Source organism: Geothermobacter ehrlichii, from assembly GCF_008124615.1.
In the GTDB taxonomy this organism is placed as follows: domain Bacteria; phylum Desulfobacterota; class Desulfuromonadia; order Desulfuromonadales; family Geothermobacteraceae; genus Geothermobacter; species Geothermobacter ehrlichii.
Map to the genome: position 1 here is coordinate 294,286 of NZ_VNIB01000001.1, position 18,511 is coordinate 312,796.

At 62.4% G+C, this 18,511-nt stretch carries 17 protein-coding genes; 11 read left to right on the top strand and 6 right to left on the bottom strand.

What is annotated here, in order from left to right; all coding sequences use genetic code 11:
* Nucleotide 1 precedes the first annotated feature (1 nt).
* Genes EDC39_RS01385 through EDC39_RS01395 form a run of 3 tightly spaced genes read left to right on the top strand, consistent with a single transcriptional unit; the run spans nt 2 to nt 3,740 of the window.
* Nucleotides 2-679, top strand: coding sequence for a formate hydrogenlyase (locus EDC39_RS01385; protein WP_148894301.1), 678 nt, complete (start codon nt 2-4; stop codon nt 677-679).
* Nucleotides 676-2,142 (top strand): hydrogenase 4 subunit F, encoded by a 1,467-nt coding sequence (locus EDC39_RS01390; protein WP_148894302.1) that lies wholly within the window; start codon nt 676-678, stop codon nt 2,140-2,142. The genes EDC39_RS01385 and EDC39_RS01390 overlap by 4 nt, the downstream gene beginning before the upstream one ends.
* Nucleotides 2,139-3,740: a hydrogenase large subunit gene (locus tag EDC39_RS01395; protein WP_148894303.1), complete on the top strand. Its 1,602-nt coding sequence runs from the start codon at nt 2,139-2,141 to the stop codon at nt 3,738-3,740. Before EDC39_RS01390 ends, EDC39_RS01395 begins: the two co-directional genes overlap by 4 nt.
* A 7-nt stretch (nt 3,741-3,747) precedes the next feature.
* Here EDC39_RS01395 and EDC39_RS01400 read toward each other — a convergent pair whose 3' ends face one another.
* Nucleotides 3,748-3,927 (bottom strand): hypothetical protein, encoded by a 180-nt coding sequence (locus tag EDC39_RS01400; protein WP_148894304.1) that lies wholly within the window; start codon nt 3,925-3,927, stop codon nt 3,748-3,750.
* On the opposite strand from EDC39_RS01400, the gene EDC39_RS01405 reads away from it, so the two are divergent.
* Nucleotides 3,926-4,438, top strand: coding sequence for an NADH-quinone oxidoreductase subunit B family protein (locus EDC39_RS01405; protein WP_148894305.1), 513 nt, complete (start codon nt 3,926-3,928; stop codon nt 4,436-4,438). The two genes, EDC39_RS01400 and EDC39_RS01405, sit on opposite strands and share 2 nt — an antisense overlap.
* A 189-nt stretch (nt 4,439-4,627) precedes the next feature.
* Here the strand turns inward: EDC39_RS01405 and hcp are convergent, their stop codons facing one another.
* Entirely contained in the window at nt 4,628-6,259 is a 1,632-nt protein-coding gene (gene hcp, locus EDC39_RS01410) for a hydroxylamine reductase (RefSeq protein WP_281289704.1), read from the bottom strand.
* A 277-nt stretch (nt 6,260-6,536) separates the two neighbouring features.
* Here hcp and EDC39_RS15500 point away from each other — a divergent pair, with 277 nt between their 5' ends.
* Together EDC39_RS15500 and EDC39_RS01420 are read left to right on the top strand one after the other, a co-directional pair.
* Nucleotides 6,537-6,767 carry an EVE domain-containing protein gene (locus tag EDC39_RS15500; RefSeq protein WP_246140149.1) on the top strand — a complete coding sequence of 77 codons (231 nt, stop codon included), beginning with the start codon at nt 6,537-6,539 and terminating at the stop codon, nt 6,765-6,767.
* 206 nt (nt 6,768-6,973) lie between these two features.
* Complete coding sequence (locus EDC39_RS01420; protein ID WP_148894307.1) at nt 6,974-7,315, top strand: PilZ domain-containing protein; 342 nt, start codon at nt 6,974-6,976, stop codon at nt 7,313-7,315.
* Nucleotides 7,316-7,360: 45 nt separating this feature from the next.
* On the opposite strand, the gene EDC39_RS01425 is transcribed toward EDC39_RS01420, so the two are convergent.
* The 4 genes from EDC39_RS01425 to holB form a co-directional block, all read right to left on the bottom strand.
* The gene (locus EDC39_RS01425) at nt 7,361-8,743 is read right to left on the bottom strand and encodes a TatD family nuclease-associated radical SAM protein (protein WP_148894308.1); all 1,383 of its coding nucleotides are present in this window, start codon (nt 8,741-8,743) and stop codon (nt 7,361-7,363) included.
* 74 nt (nt 8,744-8,817) lie between these two features.
* Nucleotides 8,818-10,353: a methionine--tRNA ligase gene (metG, locus tag EDC39_RS01430; RefSeq protein WP_148894309.1), complete on the bottom strand. Its 1,536-nt coding sequence runs from the start codon at nt 10,351-10,353 to the stop codon at nt 8,818-8,820.
* A gap of 15 nt (nt 10,354-10,368) precedes the next feature.
* A complete protein-coding gene (locus tag EDC39_RS01435) occupies nt 10,369-11,487 on the bottom strand; it encodes a PSP1 domain-containing protein (RefSeq protein WP_148894310.1) in 1,119 nt (372 codons plus the stop codon).
* Between the two features lie 24 nt (nt 11,488-11,511).
* Nucleotides 11,512-12,480, bottom strand: coding sequence for a DNA polymerase III subunit delta' (gene holB, locus EDC39_RS01440; RefSeq protein WP_148894311.1), 969 nt, complete (start codon nt 12,478-12,480; stop codon nt 11,512-11,514).
* A 211-nt stretch (nt 12,481-12,691) separates the two neighbouring features.
* Between holB and rnc the strand changes: the two genes are divergently transcribed.
* The 5 genes from rnc (at nt 12,692) to EDC39_RS01465 (ending at nt 18,502) form a co-directional block, all read left to right on the top strand.
* Nucleotides 12,692-13,390: a ribonuclease III gene (gene rnc / locus EDC39_RS01445; protein WP_246140150.1), complete on the top strand. Its 699-nt coding sequence runs from the start codon at nt 12,692-12,694 to the stop codon at nt 13,388-13,390.
* Entirely contained in the window at nt 13,391-14,392 is a 1,002-nt protein-coding gene (locus EDC39_RS01450) for an elongator complex protein 3 (RefSeq protein ID WP_148894312.1), read from the top strand.
* Nucleotides 14,389-15,294: a GTPase Era gene (era, locus tag EDC39_RS01455; RefSeq protein WP_148894313.1), complete on the top strand. Its 906-nt coding sequence runs from the start codon at nt 14,389-14,391 to the stop codon at nt 15,292-15,294. The genes EDC39_RS01450 and era overlap by 4 nt, the downstream gene beginning before the upstream one ends.
* Before the next feature lie 52 nt (nt 15,295-15,346).
* Nucleotides 15,347-16,660 carry a ribosome biogenesis GTPase Der gene (gene der, locus EDC39_RS01460; RefSeq protein WP_148894314.1) on the top strand — a complete coding sequence of 438 codons (1,314 nt, stop codon included), beginning with the start codon at nt 15,347-15,349 and terminating at the stop codon, nt 16,658-16,660.
* 132 nt (nt 16,661-16,792) lie between these two features.
* On the top strand, nt 16,793-18,502 hold the full coding sequence (locus tag EDC39_RS01465; protein WP_148894315.1) for a response regulator: 1,710 nt from the start codon (nt 16,793-16,795) through the stop codon (nt 18,500-18,502).
* The last annotated feature ends 9 nt before the right edge of the window (nt 18,503-18,511 follow it).

Genomic DNA, 18,511 nt, shown 5'->3' on the forward strand with positions numbered 1-18,511 from the left:
CATGTCCCTGACCCAGCTTCCCCTGGCGGAACAGGCCGTTCTGACACTGGCGGCTCTGGTTCTCTTTACGTCCTTTCTGCTGCTGGCGCAGAATCGCATCGTCAGCCTGATTCACACCTTTGCTTGGCAGGGGGGACTGCTCTTCGTTGCCACCTGTCTCATGGCCCTGACTTCCGGGCGGCATCATCTCTTCATTTCCGCGTTCATGACCTTGGCATTGAAGGTCGTTTTCATCCCCTGGCAGCTCAGGCGGCTGGTGGTAAAACTCGACATCCGCCGCGAGGTCGAGACGGTTGGCGGTCCGTCGCTGATCATGATCGGCGGCGGGGCGCTGGTGCTGTTCAGTTACTATGTGGTGCTGCCGATCCGCGAACTTTCCTTTCTCGCCACCCGCAACACCATAGCGGTGTCCCTGGCGGTGGTGCTGGTCGGCATGCTGATGATCATCACCCGGCGCAAGGCGGTCGCCCAGGTGATCGGTTTCATGTCGATGGAAAACGGTCTTTTTTTCGCGGCCGTCTCGGCCACCTACGGCATGCCGATGGTGGTGGAGCTCGGCATCGCCTTCGACGTGCTGGTTGCGGCCATTCTGTTCGGTATTTTCTTCTTCCAGCTGCGTTCAGGCATCGGTTCGCTGGATGTGGATCACCTGAACCGGCTGCACGAGGTGGATCGATGATCGCTCTCTATCTGACCCTGCTCATCCCCCTGACGGCAACACTGGTTTTTGCCGTCATCGGCCACTGGAAATTTGCCGGCACGCTCAACCTGCTGGTCTGCATCGCCACCTTTGTCACCTCTTTGCTCTGCGCCATCAACGTTTTCGATCATGGCCCCCTGATGTCGCCGGGCAAGCTCTTCTATGTGGATGCCTTCAACGTCTATCTGATTCTGGTCAACGCCCTGGTCGGCCTGACAACGGCCATCTTTTCGCGTCCCTACATGGCGCACGAGGTCGAGATCGGCCGGGTCGACGATGCCCGCATGCGCCTCTACCATTCGATGTACCAGGGTTTCTTGCTGACCATGCTGGTCGCGCTGACCACCAACAATCTCGGGCTGCTCTGGGTGGCTGTCGAGGGGGCGACGCTGGCGACGGTGCTGCTGGTATCCCTCTACCGCACTCCCGAATCGATCGAGGCCGGCTGGAAATATTTCATCCTCTGCGGGGTTGGCATTGCCCAGGCCCTGTTCGGTACGGTGCTGGTCTATTTCGCCGCCGAACGGGTGTTGCCCGGGGTCGAGGAGGCCCTTTTGTGGAGTGTGCTGAAAGAGCATGCCGCGCAGCTTGAGCCGACGGTTCTCACCCTGGCATTCGTCTTTCTGCTGGTCGGTTACGGCACCAAGATCGGACTGGTGCCGCTGCACAACTGGTTGCCGGACGCACATTCGGAGGGCCCGACGCCGATGTCGGCGATCCTTTCCGGACTGCTGCTCAACGTCGCTCTCTATGCTGTCGTGCGCTACAAGATGCTGATCGAGCCGGCTCTTGGCAATCACCTGCCCGGCTACCTGATGATGGGTTTCGGCATGCTCTCCTTTACCGTTGCCGGTATCCTGTTGCACCGGCAGCGGGACATCAAACGGATGTTTTCCTACTCGTCGATCGAACACATGGGGCTGATGACCCTGGCGTTCGGTATCGGCGGTCCGCTGGCTACCTTCGGAGGCCTGCTGCACATGATCGTTCATTCGCTCACCAAGTCGGCCATTTTTGTCACGGTTGGCCATGCCGCCCATGTCGCCGGCACCCAGAGCATCGACAGAATCCGCGGCCTGATTCGCACCCAGCCAGCCATCGGCTGGAGTCTTCTGCTCGGTACGGTGGCCATTGCCGGATTCCCTCCTTTCGGGGTGTTTACCAGCGAATTTTTGCTCTTCTCGGCGACCATGAAGAGCTGGCCCTGGCTGGTCATTCCGCTGTTGCTCGGGCTTGCTGTCGCCTTTGCCGGACTGTTCCGCCATCTGCAGCCGATGGTATTCGGTGAGCCGCCGCAGGGACAGAGGCCGGTCAGGGCCAACCTGCTGCCGGTGCTGTTGCACCTGCTGCTGGTGCTGTGGCTGGGGATCTCGATTCCCGACGTCCTTTCACGCTGGCTCGATCAGGCGACCATCATGGTGGTCGGAAAGGGGGTGCTATGAGTTGCGTGCAAGCCGCCGATATCACCGGCGCAAAGGTTGGCGACCTGGCCGCGCGGCTGATCGACGCCGGTCTTGCCGAGGCGCTTGGCGCGCTTCCCGGTTTGCGGGGCCGGCTGCGGATCGCTGCCGGGGACTGGGGGCGTGCCGCCGCGATCGCCGCGCAGCAGGGAGTACGCTGGTCGGCGATCTGGGGCGACCATCGGCCGCCGGAAATAGTCATCCGTTCGCTCCTTTTCGGTTGCGACGGCTATCTGCTGCTGGTGACCGCGGTCAGCGATGAACAGCCGGAACTGCCTTCGCAGACGCCGTTTTTTGTTGCTGCCAATCGTCCGGAGCGAACCCTGAGCGACATGTTCGGGGTGCGTTTTGTCGACCATCCCGACTCTCGCCGCTGGCTGCGGCATCGGGCCTGGGCCGGGGACGATTTCCCTCTGCGCCGGGAGTTTCCGCTTTCCGGCAGTAGCAAGGACGCGACGCCGGCCGACAGTGATTATCCCTTCCCATCCGTCGATGGCGAGGGGGTCTATGAAATTCCGGTCGGGCCGGTGCATGCCGGCATCATCGAGCCCGGACATTTTCGGTTTCAGGCGGTCGGCGAGACGATCCTGCGCATGGAGGAACGTCTCGGCTACGTTCACAAGGGGGTCGAGAAGCTTGCCGAGGGGCGCGACCTGACCGGGTTGGCGCGTCTGGCCTGCCGGGTGTCCGGCGACAGCGCTGTGGCTCACGGCTGGGCAGCCTGCCAGGCCGTGGAACGCGCTCTGGGCGTCGAGGTTCCGGCACGGGCCCTGGTCCTGCGGGCAATTCTGGCCGAGCGGGAGCGAATAGCCAATCATCTCGGCGACATCGGAGCGATTTGCAATGACGTCGGTTTTGCCTTCGCCCAGGTCCAGATGAGCCGGCTGCGCGAGCTGGTGTTGCGCCAGAACCTGGAACTGTTCGGCCATCGGCTGCTGTTCGACCGGGTGGTTCCGGGGGGCGTGGCGGTCGATCTCGATTCCAGCGGCGTGAAGGCCATGCGTGAAGCGCTGGCTGAGCTGCGCGCCGATGTCGAAGAGCTGCTGCCGTTGCTGCTCGAATACCCGAGTCTGCAGGACAGGCTGCGCGGGACCGGGGTCCTTACTCCACAGACGGCGAGGCGTCTCGGTGTTACCGGGTATGTCGGCCGGGCTTCCAACCTGCAGGACGATCTGCGCCGCGATGCTCCCTACGCCCCCTACGATCAACTTCGGGTCGAGGTGCCGGCCTATCCGGATGGGGATGTCGCCAGGCGTGTCCGTGTTCGTGGCGAGGAAGTGCTGGTCGCCGTCGGTCTGATCGAACAGCTGCTGGCCAGGCTTCCGGAGGGTGCTTTGTGTGTCGACTGTCCCGCTCCCGGACGTGATGTCGAGGGGATCGGCCTGATCGAAGGCTGGCGCGGCGAGACGGTCGCCTTTGTCCGGTTGTCGCCCGAAGGGAGGGTGGAGCGTTACTTTCCGCGCGATCCGAGCTGGCTGTCATGGCCGGCGTTGGAAGTGCTGCTTGCGGATGTGATCGTGCCTGATTTTCCGGTGAACAACAAGTCGGTGAATGGCTCCTATTCGGGGCACGATTTATAGTTTTCAGTCAGAAACGGCCCTTTTTCGCAATCTCGGCGTCACCCTGTGCGTTTGCTTGTGCGGCGTAGCCGACTACCCCTCCGCGCAGATGCCCGGGTTCCTTGACCTTGCGAAAAATTGCTCGTTTCTGCTCTGAAAACATGGACTGGGTTTCTGACTTCTGAAGTCTTTTAAGGGTTTCAATCATGCTTCGCATTTTTGATCGAATCCGTCGTACCGGTAAATTGACTGAACCTCTGCCTGAAGTCGATTCCCGAATCGCGGAACTGGGAGCTGCCTGCCAGAGGGAGATTGCCCGCAGCTTCGGGCGATCGCTGGCCATTCGCATGGTCGATGCCGGTTCGTGCAATGGCTGCGAACTGGAAATGCACGCGGTCAACAACAGTTTCTACGATATCGAGCAGTTCGGCATTCATTTTGTCGCTTCGCCGCGCCATGCCGATCTGTTGCTGGTGACAGGCGTTGTCTCCCGCCACATGGAAGAGGCTCTGCGGCGCACCTATGCCGCCACTCCGGCGCCGAAACTGGTGGTCGCCATGGGTGACTGTGCCGGTTGCGGCGGCGAGTTCGGCAGCTCCTACGCCAGTTGCGGCGCTGTTGCCAATGTGATTCCGGTCGATGCGGTCATTCCCGGTTGCCCGCCGGGTCCGGCGCAGTTGTTGCGTGGATTGCTCGAGTTGCTGCAGCGGACGGCCTGAGCGGGCCAGCCTGACAGGTTGCTCAAAAAGGATCGGATGCAAGGCATCTAATTGCGGAGCATGAGGTGTGCTTGACTCTGTACGTCGAATAGCGCGTGCGTAAGTCAAGCTGCAGAGTTTTTTAAGCAGACTGAAAAAAGGGGCCACCTTGCGGCGACCCCTTTTTTTCGTTTCAGAGCCCGGCTGGGTTCAGCCGAGAATCTGCTTCAGGTCCTCTTCTGCGGTGCTGATCGGAGCGATGTTGTAGTTTTCGACCAAAAAGTTCAGCACGTTGGGCGTGATGAAGGCCGGCAGCGAGGGACCGAGCTTGATGTTCTTGATCCCCAGGTGGAGCAGGGTCAGCAGAATGGCGACCGCTTTCTGCTCGTACCAGGAGAGGATCATCGACAGCGGCAGGTCGTTGACGCCGCAGTCGAAGGCGTCGGCCAGGGCCAGGGCGATTTGCACCGCCGAATAGGCGTCGTTGCACTGACCGACGTCGAGCAGGCGCGGAATGCCGCCGATGTCGCCGAAATCCATCTTGTTGAAGCGGTACTTGCCGCAGGCCAGGGTGAGGATGACCGTATCCTTGGGGGCTTTTTCGGCGAACTCGGTGTAGTAGTTGCGGCCCGACTTGGCGCCGTCGCAGCCGCCGACCAGGAAGAAGTGCTTGATGGCGCCGGACTTGACCGCCTCGATCACCTTGTCGGCGACGCCGAGCACTGCGTTGTGGCCGAAGCCGACCAGGATCTCCTTGCCGGGGTTGTCCTCGAAGCCGTCACAGGCCAGGGCGCATTCGATCACCTCGGAGAAATCCCAGCCGTCGATGTGACGAACGTCGGGATACTGCACACGCCCCCAGGTAAAGAGCCGGTCCTTGTAGTTGTCGGCCGGACGCTGGATGCAGTTGGTGTTGAAGATGATGGCACCGGGAAAGTCCTGGAACTCCTTGTACTGATCCTGCCAGGCGCCGCCGAAGTTGCCGACCAGGTGGGCATATTTTTTCAGACCGGGATAACCGTGGGCCGGCAGCATTTCGCCGTGGGTGTAGATGTTGATGCCCTTGCCTTCGGTCTGCTTGAGCAGTTCTTCGAGGAAACGCAGATCGTGGCCGGAGACCAGGATCGCCTTGCCGGCCTTGGTGCCGAGCTGGACGGGGGTTGGTACCGGATGGCCGTAGCGGTCGGTATGGGCCTTGTTGAGCAGCTCCATGGCCAACAGGTTGATGCGGCCGGTTTCCAGTGCGAGTTCGACATAGTCCATCAGCCCGAGGCTGTCGTCGAGCAGCTTGCTCAGGGCCTTGTGGGTGAAGGCGTAGATCTCATCGCTTTCGCGCTCGAGGATGATAGCGTGGTCGGCGTAGGCGGCGTAGCCCTTGACGCCGAACAGGATGGTGCTGCGAATCGACTGGATGTCGGCGTCGACATTCGGATCCTTGACGCCGTGCAGCTGGGCCAAGGCGAGCTGGGCGGCGCGATCGGCGGGGAACTCCCAGTTCTGGGCGGCTTCCGGGATCTGGCCGGTGTAGGCGCCGCCATTTGCTTTTTCGAACAGGGCGCGCGCCTGCTCGCGGTAGCCGACAGCTTCGGCGATGACCTTGGCGACCGAATCGTCGTCGAAATCGACATTGGTGACGGTGGTGAAGAGGGCCTCGATGACGAAGCGGTCGATGGCGTTGTCGCTGGCCCCCTTTTCACGGGCCAGGTCGGCCCAGAAGCCGATCCCCTTCAGGGCATGGACCAGCAGGTCCTGCAGGTCGGAGGTGGTGGGCTGCTTGCCGCAGACCCCGACCTTGTCGCACCCGATTCCCTTTGCCGCGGTTTCACACTGGTAACAGAACATGGGCATTCTCCTTTTTCTCAGGTTTTTGCAGGATATCGAGCGATACGGCGCCGAAAACGGTTCCGCCGGCTCACGCGCCGTTTCCCGACATCCCGTCTGTCGGCCTTATGTGCTCTTAACAAAAAATACTCTTTTGTCAAACTGGCAGGTCGCCCCGACGCACATTGCGCTATAATTGATTTCGGCTGTTCGACCTTGATGCGCACCTTAGCGCAGCAGGTTCTGTTCAGCCTTGACGCAAATCAAAGATGCGGAATTTCAGTAGGAGTTTTCAAAAATGGCTTCTGGCCGCAACTGCTGGCTGATGAAATCGGATCCGGACTATTTCAGTCTCGACGATCTGAAGAACGCTCCGGGCGGGACGACCTGCCGGGACGGTGTGCGCAACCATCAGGCGCGCAACCTGCTGCGCGACCGGATCCGGGGCGGCGACGGAGTTCTTTTCCAACACAGCAATATCCGGTGGTCGGCTATTGGCGGCATCGCGCAGGTGGGCAGAGGCGGGTAACCCGACCACACCGCTCTCGATCCGGAATCCGACCATTTCGATCCCCTGCCCAGGACGGGGAAGAAGCATGATGGAGGTTTTGGAGCAAGAACGGATGGCCTGTTGGCGTGGCCCCGTCGCTTGCCGTTTTGACAAAATCGGTCGGCTCGGTTATAAAATCCGATTCATGAAATGATTTTTCTGCCTTGTGAAGGAAGGGACGCTGCATGGCGGACAACAGAACACAGCCGAGACATCGCAAGCGGATTCAGGTGCGTTACGGGGTCGAGCATCCGAGCCGCATTGCGTTTACCGAAGACGTATCCGACGAGGGATTTTTCATCAGGTCCGCCCTGGTGCAGAAACCGGGCACCATCCTGCAGGTGGAGATGATCACCCCCGAGGGTGAGGTCGTGCTTCTCGAAGGAAGAATTCGCTGGGCGAAGAAGGTGCCGCCCAATCTCCTGGCCCGGGTGAAGGGGGGGATGGGCATCAAGATCCGCTCCTTCCACCAGGGAGAGGAAGCCTACCGCAGGCTCTGTCAGACGTTGCGCGAACGGCTCGCCTGAGCGCCTGATGGACCGGCGAACCGTTCCTTCGGGCTCAGACAGGCCTCAGCCCACTTCGTTGTACTCCCTTTGCCGAAAGGTGACGCCCAGTTGCCTGGCCAAGGCGCGGCAGGCGTCGATGTCGATGCCGGGCAGGGTGACCGCGGTCGCCGTCACTTCCGGAATGCAGGCGGCGGCCTGGCGCAGAAACTCCTGCACGGCGGCGAACGCTTTCTCGCCGAATCTGGACTGGCACCACTGCTGGTAGGTCGCCGCGTCGGCGGCGTTGAGCGAAACCGAGATCGCGTCGACCAGTCCGGCAAGCTCGGGCAGGATGTTGCGCCCATGGACCAGGTTGGCCTGGCCGTCGGTGTTGATGCGGACCTTTACGCCGCGCTCTTTCAACCAGCAGGCCACTTCCCTGACCAGGTCGAGCCGCAACAGGGGCTCGCCATAGCCGCAGAAGACGACTTCGTCGTAGGCGGTCGGGTCGCCGATGGCGGCGACCACCTCGTCGAAGGTCGGTTCGCGGTCGAGTCGCAGCTGGTGCCCCTTGACCTGAAAATCCCTGAATTTAGCGCAGAAACGGCAGGCGTTGGTGCAGCGGTTGGTAATGTTGAGGTACAGGGAGTTGCGAATCGCGTAGGCGATGCGCGCCTTCTGGTCGACCTGGCCGATACCGAACAGCCGGTGGGCGTTGACGCTGGTGATGCGGGCGATATCCTCCAGGCTCAGACCCTTGACCTCGGCGATGGTTTCGGCCGTCATGCGCATGTGGGCCGGCTCGTTGCGTCTGCCTCTGCAGGGCTGCGGGCTGAGGTAGGGACAGTCGGTTTCGATCAGCAGATGTTCGGTCGGGACCATGCGCGCCACCTCGCGCAAGGCCTCGTTTTTCGGATAGGTCACCGGACCGGCGAAGGAGATGTAGAAGCCGAGGTCGATGCAGGCCCGCGCCAGTGCCTGGTCGCCGCTGAAACAGTGCATCACCCCGCCGATACTGCCGGCGTCTTCCTCTTCGAGGATGGCGATGACGTCCTCGTGCGCGTCGCGGTCGTGGACGATGACCGGCAGGCCCAGCTCCCTGGCCAGCCGCAGCTGCCGGCGGAAGGCACGGCGCTGGCTGTCGCGCGGTGACCGGTCGCGGTAGTAGTCGAGGCCGATTTCGCCGATGGCGACCACTCCCGGTTTTGCTGCCAGCTGGCGCAGGGTGGCGATGGCAGCGTCGTCCAGGGAGGCCGCGTCGTGCGGATGGATGCCGACGGCGGCGGAAAGCCGGCTGTTGTTTTCCGCCAGCCGGCAGTTGATGCGGGAACTTTCCAGGTCGCAGCCGATGGTGATGATGTGCTGGATGCCGTTGTCCGACGCGCGCTGCAGCACCTCGTTCAGATCGTCGCGGAACTGGCCGCTGTCGAGGTGGGCGTGGGTATCAATCAGCGGGGGCAGGGACATGAACAACTCCGTCAAGAGGAAGGGGCGTCCTGCTTGCGACGCCCCTTCGGTCTGATGCATTACCTGGTTTCAGTCTAGTCGGTTTCGATGCGCGGGAACAAGGGGGGGGCCTTGACGATCGCCGTACCCGGCTCGAGCAGTCCCCAGCTGTCCCGTCCCTCGAGGGTCGTGTCGGCGGACTCGTCGCCCAGGGTCCTGAGGATGGTAGCTGCGGTGTCGGGCATGAAGGGCGCCAGCAGCAGGGCGACCAGCCGCTGCAGCTCCATCAGGTTGTACATGACGGTCCCCAGCCGCTGTCTCCGGTTTTCGTCCTTGGCCAGGGTCCAGGGCGTGGTTTCGTCGATGTATTTGTTGCCGGCGCTGATCAGCTCCCAGATGGCGATCAGCGCCTTGTTGAAGGCGAGATCGTTCATGTGCCGGTCGACATCGGCGATGACCGCCGGCACTGTCTGCTCCACCAGCTTGCGGTCGATCTGTTCGGGAGCTTCCGGGGCGGGGAGGGTGCCGCCGAAGTACTTGTGCACCATCGAGGTGGTGCGGCTGAGCAGGTTGCCCAGATCGTTGGCCAGATCGGAATTGATGCGGTGTATCAGGGCGGCGTGGGAGAAGTCGCCGTCCAGTCCGAAGGGCACCTCGCGCAGCAGGAAATAGCGGATGGGGTCGACGCCGTACTTGTCGACCAGCATGTTCGGCTCGACAACGTTGCGCAGGCTCTTGCTCATCTTCTGCCCCTCGACCGTCCACCAGCCGTGGGCGAAGACCTTCTTCGGCAGCGGCACCCCTGCCGCCAGCAGGAAGGTGGGCCAGTAGACGGTATGGAAGCGGAGGATGTCCTTGCCGATGACATGGACGTCGACCGGCCAGAAGCGGGCGAAATTGCCGTCGGGGTCGTCCGGATAGCCGATGGCGGTGATGTAGTTGGTCAGGGCGTCGAACCAGACGTAGATGACATGCCGGTCGTTGCCGGGGACGGGGATGCCCCAGCTGAAGGTGGTGCGGGAGATCGAAAGGTCGCGCAGTCCCTCCTTGATGAAGCTGATGATTTCGTTGCGCCGGGTCCTGGGCTGGATGAAGTCGGGATGCTTTTCGATGTGCTCCAGCAGGGCGTCCTGGTATTTGCTCATGCGGAAGAAGTACGATTCTTCCTTCAGCTTTTCCGTCGGCCGGCCGCAGTCCGGGCAGTTACCGTCAATCAGTTGGGTTTCGGTCCAGAAGGTTTCGCAGGGGGTGCAGTACCAGTCCTCGTATTCGCCGAGGTAGATGTCGCCCTTGGCCTTGATGATCTCGAAAAGGCGCCGCACGCCCTTCTTGTGCCGTTCCTGGGAGGTGCGGATGAAGTCGGTGTTGGCGATGTTCAGTTTTTCCCACAGGCTCTGGAACCGCTGCATGACGCGGTCGGCCAGTTCGAGCGGGGTTTCGCCCTGGGCGATGGCCGCCTTCTCCACCTTCTGGCCGTGCTCGTCGGTTCCGGTCAGGTAGAAGACCTGGTAGCCGCGGGCCTTCTTGTAGCGGGCGAGCACGTCGCAGGCGACGGTGGTGTAGGCGTGACCGATGTGGGGGACATCATTCACGTAGTAGATCGGTGTCGTGATGTAGAAGGTCTTTTCCATGAGAATCGTCACTCCCTATTCGCTGGCCTTCGGCTGGCGGCGTCTGCGACGGCTTCGCCGCCTCGGTTTTTTCTTGTTGTCGCCTTCGCTGCGGACGGTATTGCGGCTTTCGTCGCTCTCCGGCGTCTGCGGCTGTCGGGGCGCGGCCTGCTTGGCCTGCGTTTCCGGGGGGTCGCCGCCGTCTGTCTTCTTCTTGCGCTTGCGCGGCCGCCGCCGGCGCTTCGGTTTGTCGCCTCCGTCCGTCTCCTCCGGCTGCTTGCGCGATGTTTCGCCGGGGGAGGGGGCGGACTCCGGCGCCTGTTCCCTGGTCTGGGCGGCCTGCGGCTGCGGCGCGGTGATCTCTCCCTTTTCGAACTGTTCGGCGGTCAGCTTGATCCGCTGGCCGTCCGGCATGGCCAGGGTCATTTCGCGGCGCAGGATGTTGACGTCGATCACCTGCACCCGCTGGCCGTTGAATTCGATCTTCTTGCCGCACTTGGGCAGCCCCTTGCGATGTTCGCAATAGGTTTCGAATTCGTAGGAAAGGCAGCAGAGCAACCGGCCGCACTGGCCGGAAATCTTGTTCGGGTTCAGGGCCAGCCCCTGCTCCTTGGCCATCTTGACCGACACCGGGGCGAATTCGGTCAGAAATGTGCAGCAGCACAGTTCGCGGCCGCAGACGCCGAGACCGCCGACCAGCTTGGCCTCGTCGCGAACGCCGATCTGGCGCATCTCGATGCGGGTGTGGAAATGATGGGCGAGATCCTTGACCAGCTCGCGAAAATCGACCCGGCCGTCGGCGGTGAAAAAGAAGATGATTTTCGAACCGTCGAACTGGTATTCCGCCTTGACCAGTTTCATCGGCATCTGCCGCTCTTCGATACGGCGCAGGCAGAACCTGTAGGCCTCGTCTTCGCGGGCAGCGTTGACTTCGGCCATTTTCAGATCCTCTTCGGTGGCCAGGCGGATAATGTTTTTCAGCTCCTTGGGCGATTCGCTTTCCTCGACCTCCCTGACCGGCAGAACGACGGTACCCAGGGCCCGGCCGCGGTCCGTCTCGACCACGACCCGGTCACCGACGGCGAGCTCGAACTGCTGGGCGTTGAAATCGTAGCGTTTGCCGGCAGGGCGAAACTTTATGGTGACAACACGCATGTCTTTAGTGTCTTTCCTTCCTTCTTATGCCGCCAGCTTCTGGATCAGAACGTTCATGGCCAGGTGACGATTGATGTTGCGTTCGAGCTGGCTGCGGGCTTCGACCAGGGCCGTCAGCTTGTCCAGCAGCCCCTGCAGAGATTCGCGACGGGCCATCGCGTCGATTTCGTCCAGGTGGTCGAGATTGACGATTTCCTCCTCGGGCCGACCGAGACGGCGGTGGAGTACGTCGCGCAAAAACGACTGAACGATTTCGAGAATGTCGTCGAGCTCGTCCTTTCTGGCGTCCAGATATTCGGCCAGTTTCAGCCGCTCCAGGGCGTCGGTCATGTTGCCGGACGTCAGACGTTGCAGAGCTTCCCGGCGCAGGGCCTCGAAGGCTTCCCGGTTGCGGCCGAAGGCCCTGGTGAAACTGCCGTCCGACAGGGCGGCGTGAATGTGGGCCTCGGTTTCGTCCAGCCCGAGCTTGTCGACGAGAACATCGCGGATCTGTTCCCGGGAGAGCCGGCGGAACGGCAGCCGCTGGCAGCGGGAGCGGATGGTCGTCAGCAGCCGTTCGGGCCGGGAGGCCAGCAGGATCAGCATCGCTTCACCGGGTGGCTCCTCGAGGGTTTTCAGCAGGGCGTTGCCGGCGGCCGGGTTGAGGGTGTCCGCCTGGTCGATGATGCAGATCTTCTTTGTTCCTTCCAGCGGACGGTAGGCCAGTTCCCGCTGCAACTCGCGGATCTGGTCGATCTTGACGCCCGCGCCCGCCGGTTCGACCATGTGCAGATCGGGATGGTTGTTGTGGTCGACCTTGCGGCAGGCGGAGCAGGTTCCGCAACCCGTCTTTCTGTGACAGTAGACGGCTCTGGCGACAGCCAGGGCGACCAGCTTCTTTCCGACTCCCTCCGGCCCTTCGAACAGATAGGCGTGCGCCAGCCTGCCGGAGGCAATGGCGCGGCGAAGAATGTCTTTCTGGCGGTTGTGGCCAATGATCTGGTCGAAGGTCATGTCGAAGTCTGTATCCCTGACCCTTCGCCGTGCGCACGTGCGATGCGAAAAGGGCGCGAACAATCAGTCGGATAACGGAATGGAACATTATAGAAAACCGCCCGGCAAAGAATCAAGCAGAAAGCCCGGGCGGCGTTGCCAGCGGGAGGCAAAAGGGCTATACTTCCCCCCGCCCGGCGGGGATATCGACACAAGCGCAAGAGGGATGTTCTTGATCAGCGACAATCTGGAAGGTTTTCAGCAGCGTCTCGGCTACGTTTTTCGTGACGAGGGACTTCTCGTCAAGGCTCTGACCCACAAGTCGTACGCCAACGAGCATCGGGAAGAGGGCGCGATGGACAATGAGCGCCTCGAGTTTCTCGGCGATGCCGTTCTCGATCTGGCGGTCAGCCAGATCATCTTTCACCGGCAGCCGCGTCTGGCCGAGGGGGAAATGACCCGTGTCAGGGCCGAAGTGGTCAGCGAAAGGAGTCTTGCCGCTGTCGCCCGCAGACTGGGGATCGGCGAGCATATCCGGCTCGGCCGCGGCGAAGAGCTGACCGGCGGCCGGGAGAAGGACAGCCTGCTAGCCGATGCCGTCGAGGCGGTTCTCGGCGCGATCTTTCTCGATGGCGGCTTCGACCACGCCGACCGGGCGGTGCGCCGCTGGATGGCCGGACAGATCCTGGAGGCCTCGAAGGAGAAGAGCGGTCTCGACGCCAAGACCCGTTTGCAGGAGCTGCTGCAGGCCAGGGAGGGGCGTCTGCCCCGCTATGTTCTCAAGGGCACCGAGGGGCCGGACCACGCCCGCCTCTACCATGTCGAGGTGCAGTTTGACGGCGAGCCGATTGGGGAGGGGCGGGGGCGCACCAAGAAGCAGGCCGAGCAGCGGGCCGCCAGGCAGGCCCTGGAGAAGCTGGCCGACGCCTAGGTGAAGATCTACCCGTTTTTCATCCCGGGGCAGGGCTGCCCCTCGCGTTGCGTCTACTGTCGGCAGGAGCTCTTTGCCGGCGCTGGCGCGCCGCCTTCTCCGGCAGAGGTCGCCGCCACCCTGGAGCGCTGGCTTCCGCGGCGGGGAGAGGGAGAAATCGCCTATTTCGGCGGCAGCTTCAGCCTGTTGCCGCCGGAAAGACAGCAGGCCTACCTGGAGGTCGCCGCCGCCTTTGTCGACGCCGGCCGGTGCTCCGGCATCAGGATCTCGACGCACCCGCTGGGACTCGGGGCGGAAACCCTCCGCCTTCTTCGCCGATTCCGGGTGACCACGGTTGAAGTCGGCTGCCAGAGTTTCGACGATGAGGTGCTGAGGCAGGCGAGGCGTGGTCATGATGCCGCGACTGCCATCGACGGGCTTTCCCGTCTTGGCCGCTCTGGTTTCAGGGTCGGTGTGCAGCTCATGCCGGGGCTGCCGGGCGGCAGTTCGGCGGAGGCGCTCGATTCTCTGCGCACGGCGCTCGATTTGCCGGTGGATTTCTTTCGCTTCTATCCGACGGTGGTGCTTCCCGGCACGCCGCTGGCGCAGCGGTGGCGGCAGGGAGAGTACCGCCCCTGGGATCTGGACGAGGCGGTCGACTGCTGTGCCCGCATGTACCTGCTCTGCCTGCGGGCGGGGGTTCCGGTCATCCGCATGGGGGTGCCGCCGCTCGATCTCTCTCCTCTTGCCGGTCCTTGGCATCCGGCCTTCGGGCAGCTGGTCAAAAGCCGCCTGTGGTACCATGTTCTGGCGGCGGTGCTGCCCCGGCACGCCGAACGGCAGGTCGCCGTCAGCCCGGACGAGCTGAGTGACGCTCAGGGGCATGGCAGAAGCAATCTGAGCGCCCTGGAGCGACGTTGCGGATTGTGGCGCCTGGTGACGGATGCGGCGGTGCCGGCCGGCCGTTTCCGGATCGGGTCGCGTATTTACAACCTTGCAGACGTGGAGACGGACTGGTCATGAACGAATATGATAGCGGGGGCTTTCGCAGTGGTTTTGCCGCCCTGGTCGGCAGGCCAAATGTCGGCAAGTCGACCCTGCTCAATCGCATCCTCGGCCAGAAGATCGCCATCACCTCGCCGAAGCCGCAGACCACCCGCAACCGGATACTGGGCATTCACCACATGCCGCAGGCCCAGATCCTGTTTCTCGACACGCCGGGGGTGCATCGTTCCTTCGGCAACAAGCTCAACCGCTACATGGTGGAGCAGGCGCTGTCGGCGCTGGATGAGGTCGATGTGGTGCTGCTGCTGGTCGAGGCGGACCGGCCGGCAGAACTCGAGCCGCAGATCCGCCGTTCACTCGAAACGGCGAAAAAGCCGGTGCTGCTGGTTCTGAACAAGATCGACCGGGTGGCGCCGCCGGAGCTGCTTCTGCTGATCGACGACTGGCAAAAGCTTTATTCCTTCGCCGAGATCGTCCCCGTCTCAGCCCTGACCGGGGAGAATGTCGACCGGCTGGTTTCGGTGGTGACCGGCTATCTGCCGGAAGGGCCGCCGCTCTATCCCGAGGACATGGTGACCGATCTGCCCGAGCGGTTTCTGGTGGCCGAGATGGTCCGTGAACAGGTGCTGAAGAAGCTTCAGCAGGAGATTCCTTATGGCGTCGCGGTACGGGTCGAAAGCTTTGAGGAAGAGCCCGACCGCGACCTGGTCGTCATTCACGCCGTCATCCACGTGGAGCGGGATTCGCACAAGCGGATCGTTGTCGGCAAGGGCGGGGCGATGATTCGCGAAATCGGCCGCAACGCCCGTCGGGACATCGAGCGGCTGCTGGGGACCAGGGTCTTTCTGCAGCTTTTCGTCCGGGTTGACCGGAACTGGACGCAGTCGGACCGGTTGTTGCGCGAATTCGGGTACGAATGAAGAATCAGCCAGCCGCAAGTCGTTAGCTGTAAAACACTGGAGTTCTTTTCGCATGTTGCCTGTTGTTGCCATCGTTGGCCGGCCGAATGTCGGCAAATCGACCCTGTTCAATCGTCTGCTCGGCAAGCGCAAGGCGATTGTCGAGGATATTCCCGGGGTGACCCGCGACCGCAACTATGCCCGCGTCGACCGGTTTGGCCGCCCCTTCCTGCTGGTCGATACCGGCGGTTTCGAACCGGCCAGCGAGGACCGGCTGCTGGCCCAGATGCGCGAACAGTCGCAGCTGGCCATCGAGGAGGCCGATATCATCCTGCTGGTGCTTGACGGCAAGGAGGGGCTGACACCTTCCGATGTCGAGGTGGTCGAGCTGCTGCGGCGCCACGACAAGCCGCTGCTCTGTCTGGTCAACAAGATCGACGGCCCCAGGGACGAGGCCAACACGGCCGAGTTCTATGCCCTGGGGCTGGACGAGATCCTGCCGCTGTCCGCCGCCCATGGTCATGGCGTCTCCGATCTGATCGTCCGGCTGGAGGAGCTTTTGCCGCCGGTCCGCGAAAGGGAGCGCGCCGGGGACGAAACCCGCCTCGCCATCATCGGTCGCCCCAATGTCGGCAAGAGCTCGCTGGTCAACCGCATTCTCGGCTACGAGCGGGTCGTCGCCAACCCGATCGCCGGCACCACGCGGGACTCGGTCGACACTCCTTTCACCTACAACCACCGCAGCTATCTGATGATCGACACCGCCGGCATCCGGCGCAAGGGGCGCGTCAGCCAGAAGCTGGAAAAATTCAGCGTCATTCAGGCGCTCAAGGCGATGGAACGCGCCCATGTCGTGCTGGTGGTTATCGATGCGGCCGAGGGGGTGACCGACCAGGATCTCACCGTTGCCGGCTATGCCGAGGAGAAGGGGCGGGCGGTGATGCTGGTGGTCAACAAGTGGGATCTGGTAGAGAAGGATCACACCACCATGGGCAGCTACGTCAAGGATCTGCGCGCCCGCTTCAAGTTTCTGCCCCATGCGCCGGTTCTGTTCGTTTCGGCGCTGACCGGACAGCGCGTCGCCAAAATCATGGCCGAGGTTGAGAAACTGGCCGATGAGTTCAACAGGCGGCTGCCGACATCGGCCCTCAACAAGGTGCTGCGCGAAGCGGTCGAGGCGCACCAGCCGAGCATGTTTCGGGGCAAGCGGCTGAAGTTCTTCTATGCCACCCAGACGGCGGTCAGGCCGCCGACCATCACCGTCTTCGTCAGCCGGGCCGATGGTGTCCATTTCAGCTACCAGCGCTACCTGGCCAACAGATTCCGTGAAGCGCTCGGTCTGACCGGTTCTCCGTTGCGGGTGCGTTATCAGAGCCGCGAACATTGACGGAGAAAGCGCCGGTGAATGTGCTTTACTTGTCGCCAAGGCTGGGATATATTTATTTTCATTTAAATTTTCGCCCCTTATGGCGTTTTCCGGGGGATTCCCTCTGCCGGTTTCTGCAAAGGCTGATTGTCCATGAGTCTGGTCGGTAATCTCGAAGATCTGGGGCTGGGCGATATCCTGCAGATCGTCAGTCTCAGTCGCAAGTCGGGTGTGCTGCGTCTACGCAGCCACGACCGGGAGGGGACGATCGTCTTTTTCAACGGCCAGGTCATTCGTGCCACTTCCAGTCAGCACCGTGAAAACCTGGGTCATCTGCTGCTTCAGCGAGGGATGGTCGACGCCGACACCCTGCGTCAGGCTTTGACGCTGCAGAAGCGGATGGCCGATCCGCCGCGGCTCGGCGTCATTCTCGCCGAGCACTTTCAGGTTGATTCCGAACTGGTCGAACAGGCGGTCAAGGAACAGATCGAGAAGGTCGTCTACAGCTTCTTCAGCTGGAACGAAGGCACCTTCGCTTTCGAGCTGTGCGAGCCGGAAGAGATGACGGATGCCCAGGCCCCTCTCGCCTACATGCTCGACAAGGGGCTCAACCCGCAGTGGCTGGCCATGGAGGGGAGCCGGATCCTCGACGAGAGGCGGCATCGCGGCGAGGACCTGGAGGATGTCGCCGCCGCGGAGGTCGCCGACATCGACGGTCTGCTGGGTGAGCTGGCCGAGGAAGATACTGAGTCTTCACCGGTTGTCGAGGCTGCGGTCGGCGATGCGGCAGCGAGGGCGGAAATTCCGGGGACGCAGCTGTTGCTTGTTGACGATGACTCCCTGACCCGCAATCTGCTGGCCGGCGAGCTGGATCGCCAGGGATTCCGGGTTGAAACCTTCGCCGATGGCCGTCCCTTTCTCGAGGCGCTGGAGGCGACGCGCCAGCGAGGGGGAAATCCGGTCCTGGTAATCGACCTGATCATGCCGCGCATGGACGGCAGCGGCATTCTCGGCGGTCTGGAGCTCGCCGAGAAGATAGCTGCCGGGGGGGATGTCTCTTCCGTACTGATTCTGACCGATCACGCCAACCCTGACGCCGAAAAGATGCTGCGCAACAAGGGGGTGCCGGCGGTTTTGCGCAAACCGAAAAAGGACGAGCTGCAATCGGCATCGGGACTGGACCGGTTGCGGGAACTGGCCGAAGAGATCGTCCTTTTTACCGGAAAATCACCGGCGGGCCCTGCCAAATCACAGCATGGGCTGGTCGATTTCGGTCATGAACTGCTCGAAGAGCTTGGCGAATCCCCGGCGTCGCGTCCGGAAAAGCGCGAGGAATCACCGGGGCTGCGGCTGCTCAAGGGGATGCTGCAGGAGCTGAACAACCCTTCGCTGGGGGGAGGCATCATCCTGCTGGTTCTGCGTTTCGCCAGCGAGCTGATGAACAGGGCGGTGATTTTTCTGGTGCGCGGGGACGCCATCGTCGGTCTGGGCCAGTTCGGTCTTGACAACGGCGTCGAGGCGGCCGACCAGAAGGTGTGTCGCATGCGCATCCCACTCGACCAGCCCTCGGTGCTGACCCGGGCGTTGCGTGAGATGGTCCCGATCAAGACGGCACCGGGAGGTGAACATTGGGACCGTTATTTGCAGGATCAGCTCGGCGGTGAAGCGCCGCAGGAAATTTTCCTCGGTCCCATTCTCAGTGAAGGCCGGGCCGTGGCGTTGCTGTACGGCGACAATCTGCCCGAACGTCGTCCCATCGGCGACACCGAAACACTGGAAATTTTCCTTTCCCAGGCCGGATTGGCGATGGAAAAGGCCCTGCTGGAAAGGCGGCTGAAAATGAAGGAATCGGGAGAATTCTGACGGAAACGG

What these genes read in the sequence shown, in the direction of transcription:
- EDC39_RS01385 (WP_148894301.1), top strand. Translation starts at nt 2, where the DNA reads ATGTCCCTGACCCAGCTTCCCCTGGCGGAACAGGCCGTTCTGACACTG.
- EDC39_RS01390 (WP_148894302.1), top strand. Translation starts at nt 676, where the DNA reads ATGATCGCTCTCTATCTGACCCTGCTCATCCCCCTGACGGCAACACTG.
- EDC39_RS01395 (WP_148894303.1), top strand. Translation starts at nt 2,139, where the DNA reads ATGAGTTGCGTGCAAGCCGCCGATATCACCGGCGCAAAGGTTGGCGAC.
- EDC39_RS01405 (WP_148894305.1), top strand. Translation starts at nt 3,926, where the DNA reads ATGCTTCGCATTTTTGATCGAATCCGTCGTACCGGTAAATTGACTGAA.
- EDC39_RS01400 (WP_148894304.1), bottom strand. Translation starts at nt 3,927, where the DNA reads ATGATTGAAACCCTTAAAAGACTTCAGAAGTCAGAAACCCAGTCCATG.
- hcp (WP_281289704.1), bottom strand. Translation starts at nt 6,259, where the DNA reads ATGTTCTGTTACCAGTGTGAAACCGCGGCAAAGGGAATCGGGTGCGAC.
- EDC39_RS15500 (WP_246140149.1), top strand. Translation starts at nt 6,537, where the DNA reads ATGGCTTCTGGCCGCAACTGCTGGCTGATGAAATCGGATCCGGACTAT.
- EDC39_RS01420 (WP_148894307.1), top strand. Translation starts at nt 6,974, where the DNA reads ATGGCGGACAACAGAACACAGCCGAGACATCGCAAGCGGATTCAGGTG.
- EDC39_RS01425 (WP_148894308.1), bottom strand. Translation starts at nt 8,743, where the DNA reads ATGTCCCTGCCCCCGCTGATTGATACCCACGCCCACCTCGACAGCGGC.
- metG (WP_148894309.1), bottom strand. Translation starts at nt 10,353, where the DNA reads ATGGAAAAGACCTTCTACATCACGACACCGATCTACTACGTGAATGAT.
- EDC39_RS01435 (WP_148894310.1), bottom strand. Translation starts at nt 11,487, where the DNA reads ATGCGTGTTGTCACCATAAAGTTTCGCCCTGCCGGCAAACGCTACGAT.
- holB (WP_148894311.1), bottom strand. Translation starts at nt 12,480, where the DNA reads ATGACCTTCGACCAGATCATTGGCCACAACCGCCAGAAAGACATTCTT.
- era (WP_148894313.1), top strand. Translation starts at nt 14,389, where the DNA reads ATGAACGAATATGATAGCGGGGGCTTTCGCAGTGGTTTTGCCGCCCTG.
- der (WP_148894314.1), top strand. Translation starts at nt 15,347, where the DNA reads ATGTTGCCTGTTGTTGCCATCGTTGGCCGGCCGAATGTCGGCAAATCG.
- EDC39_RS01465 (WP_148894315.1), top strand. Translation starts at nt 16,793, where the DNA reads ATGAGTCTGGTCGGTAATCTCGAAGATCTGGGGCTGGGCGATATCCTG.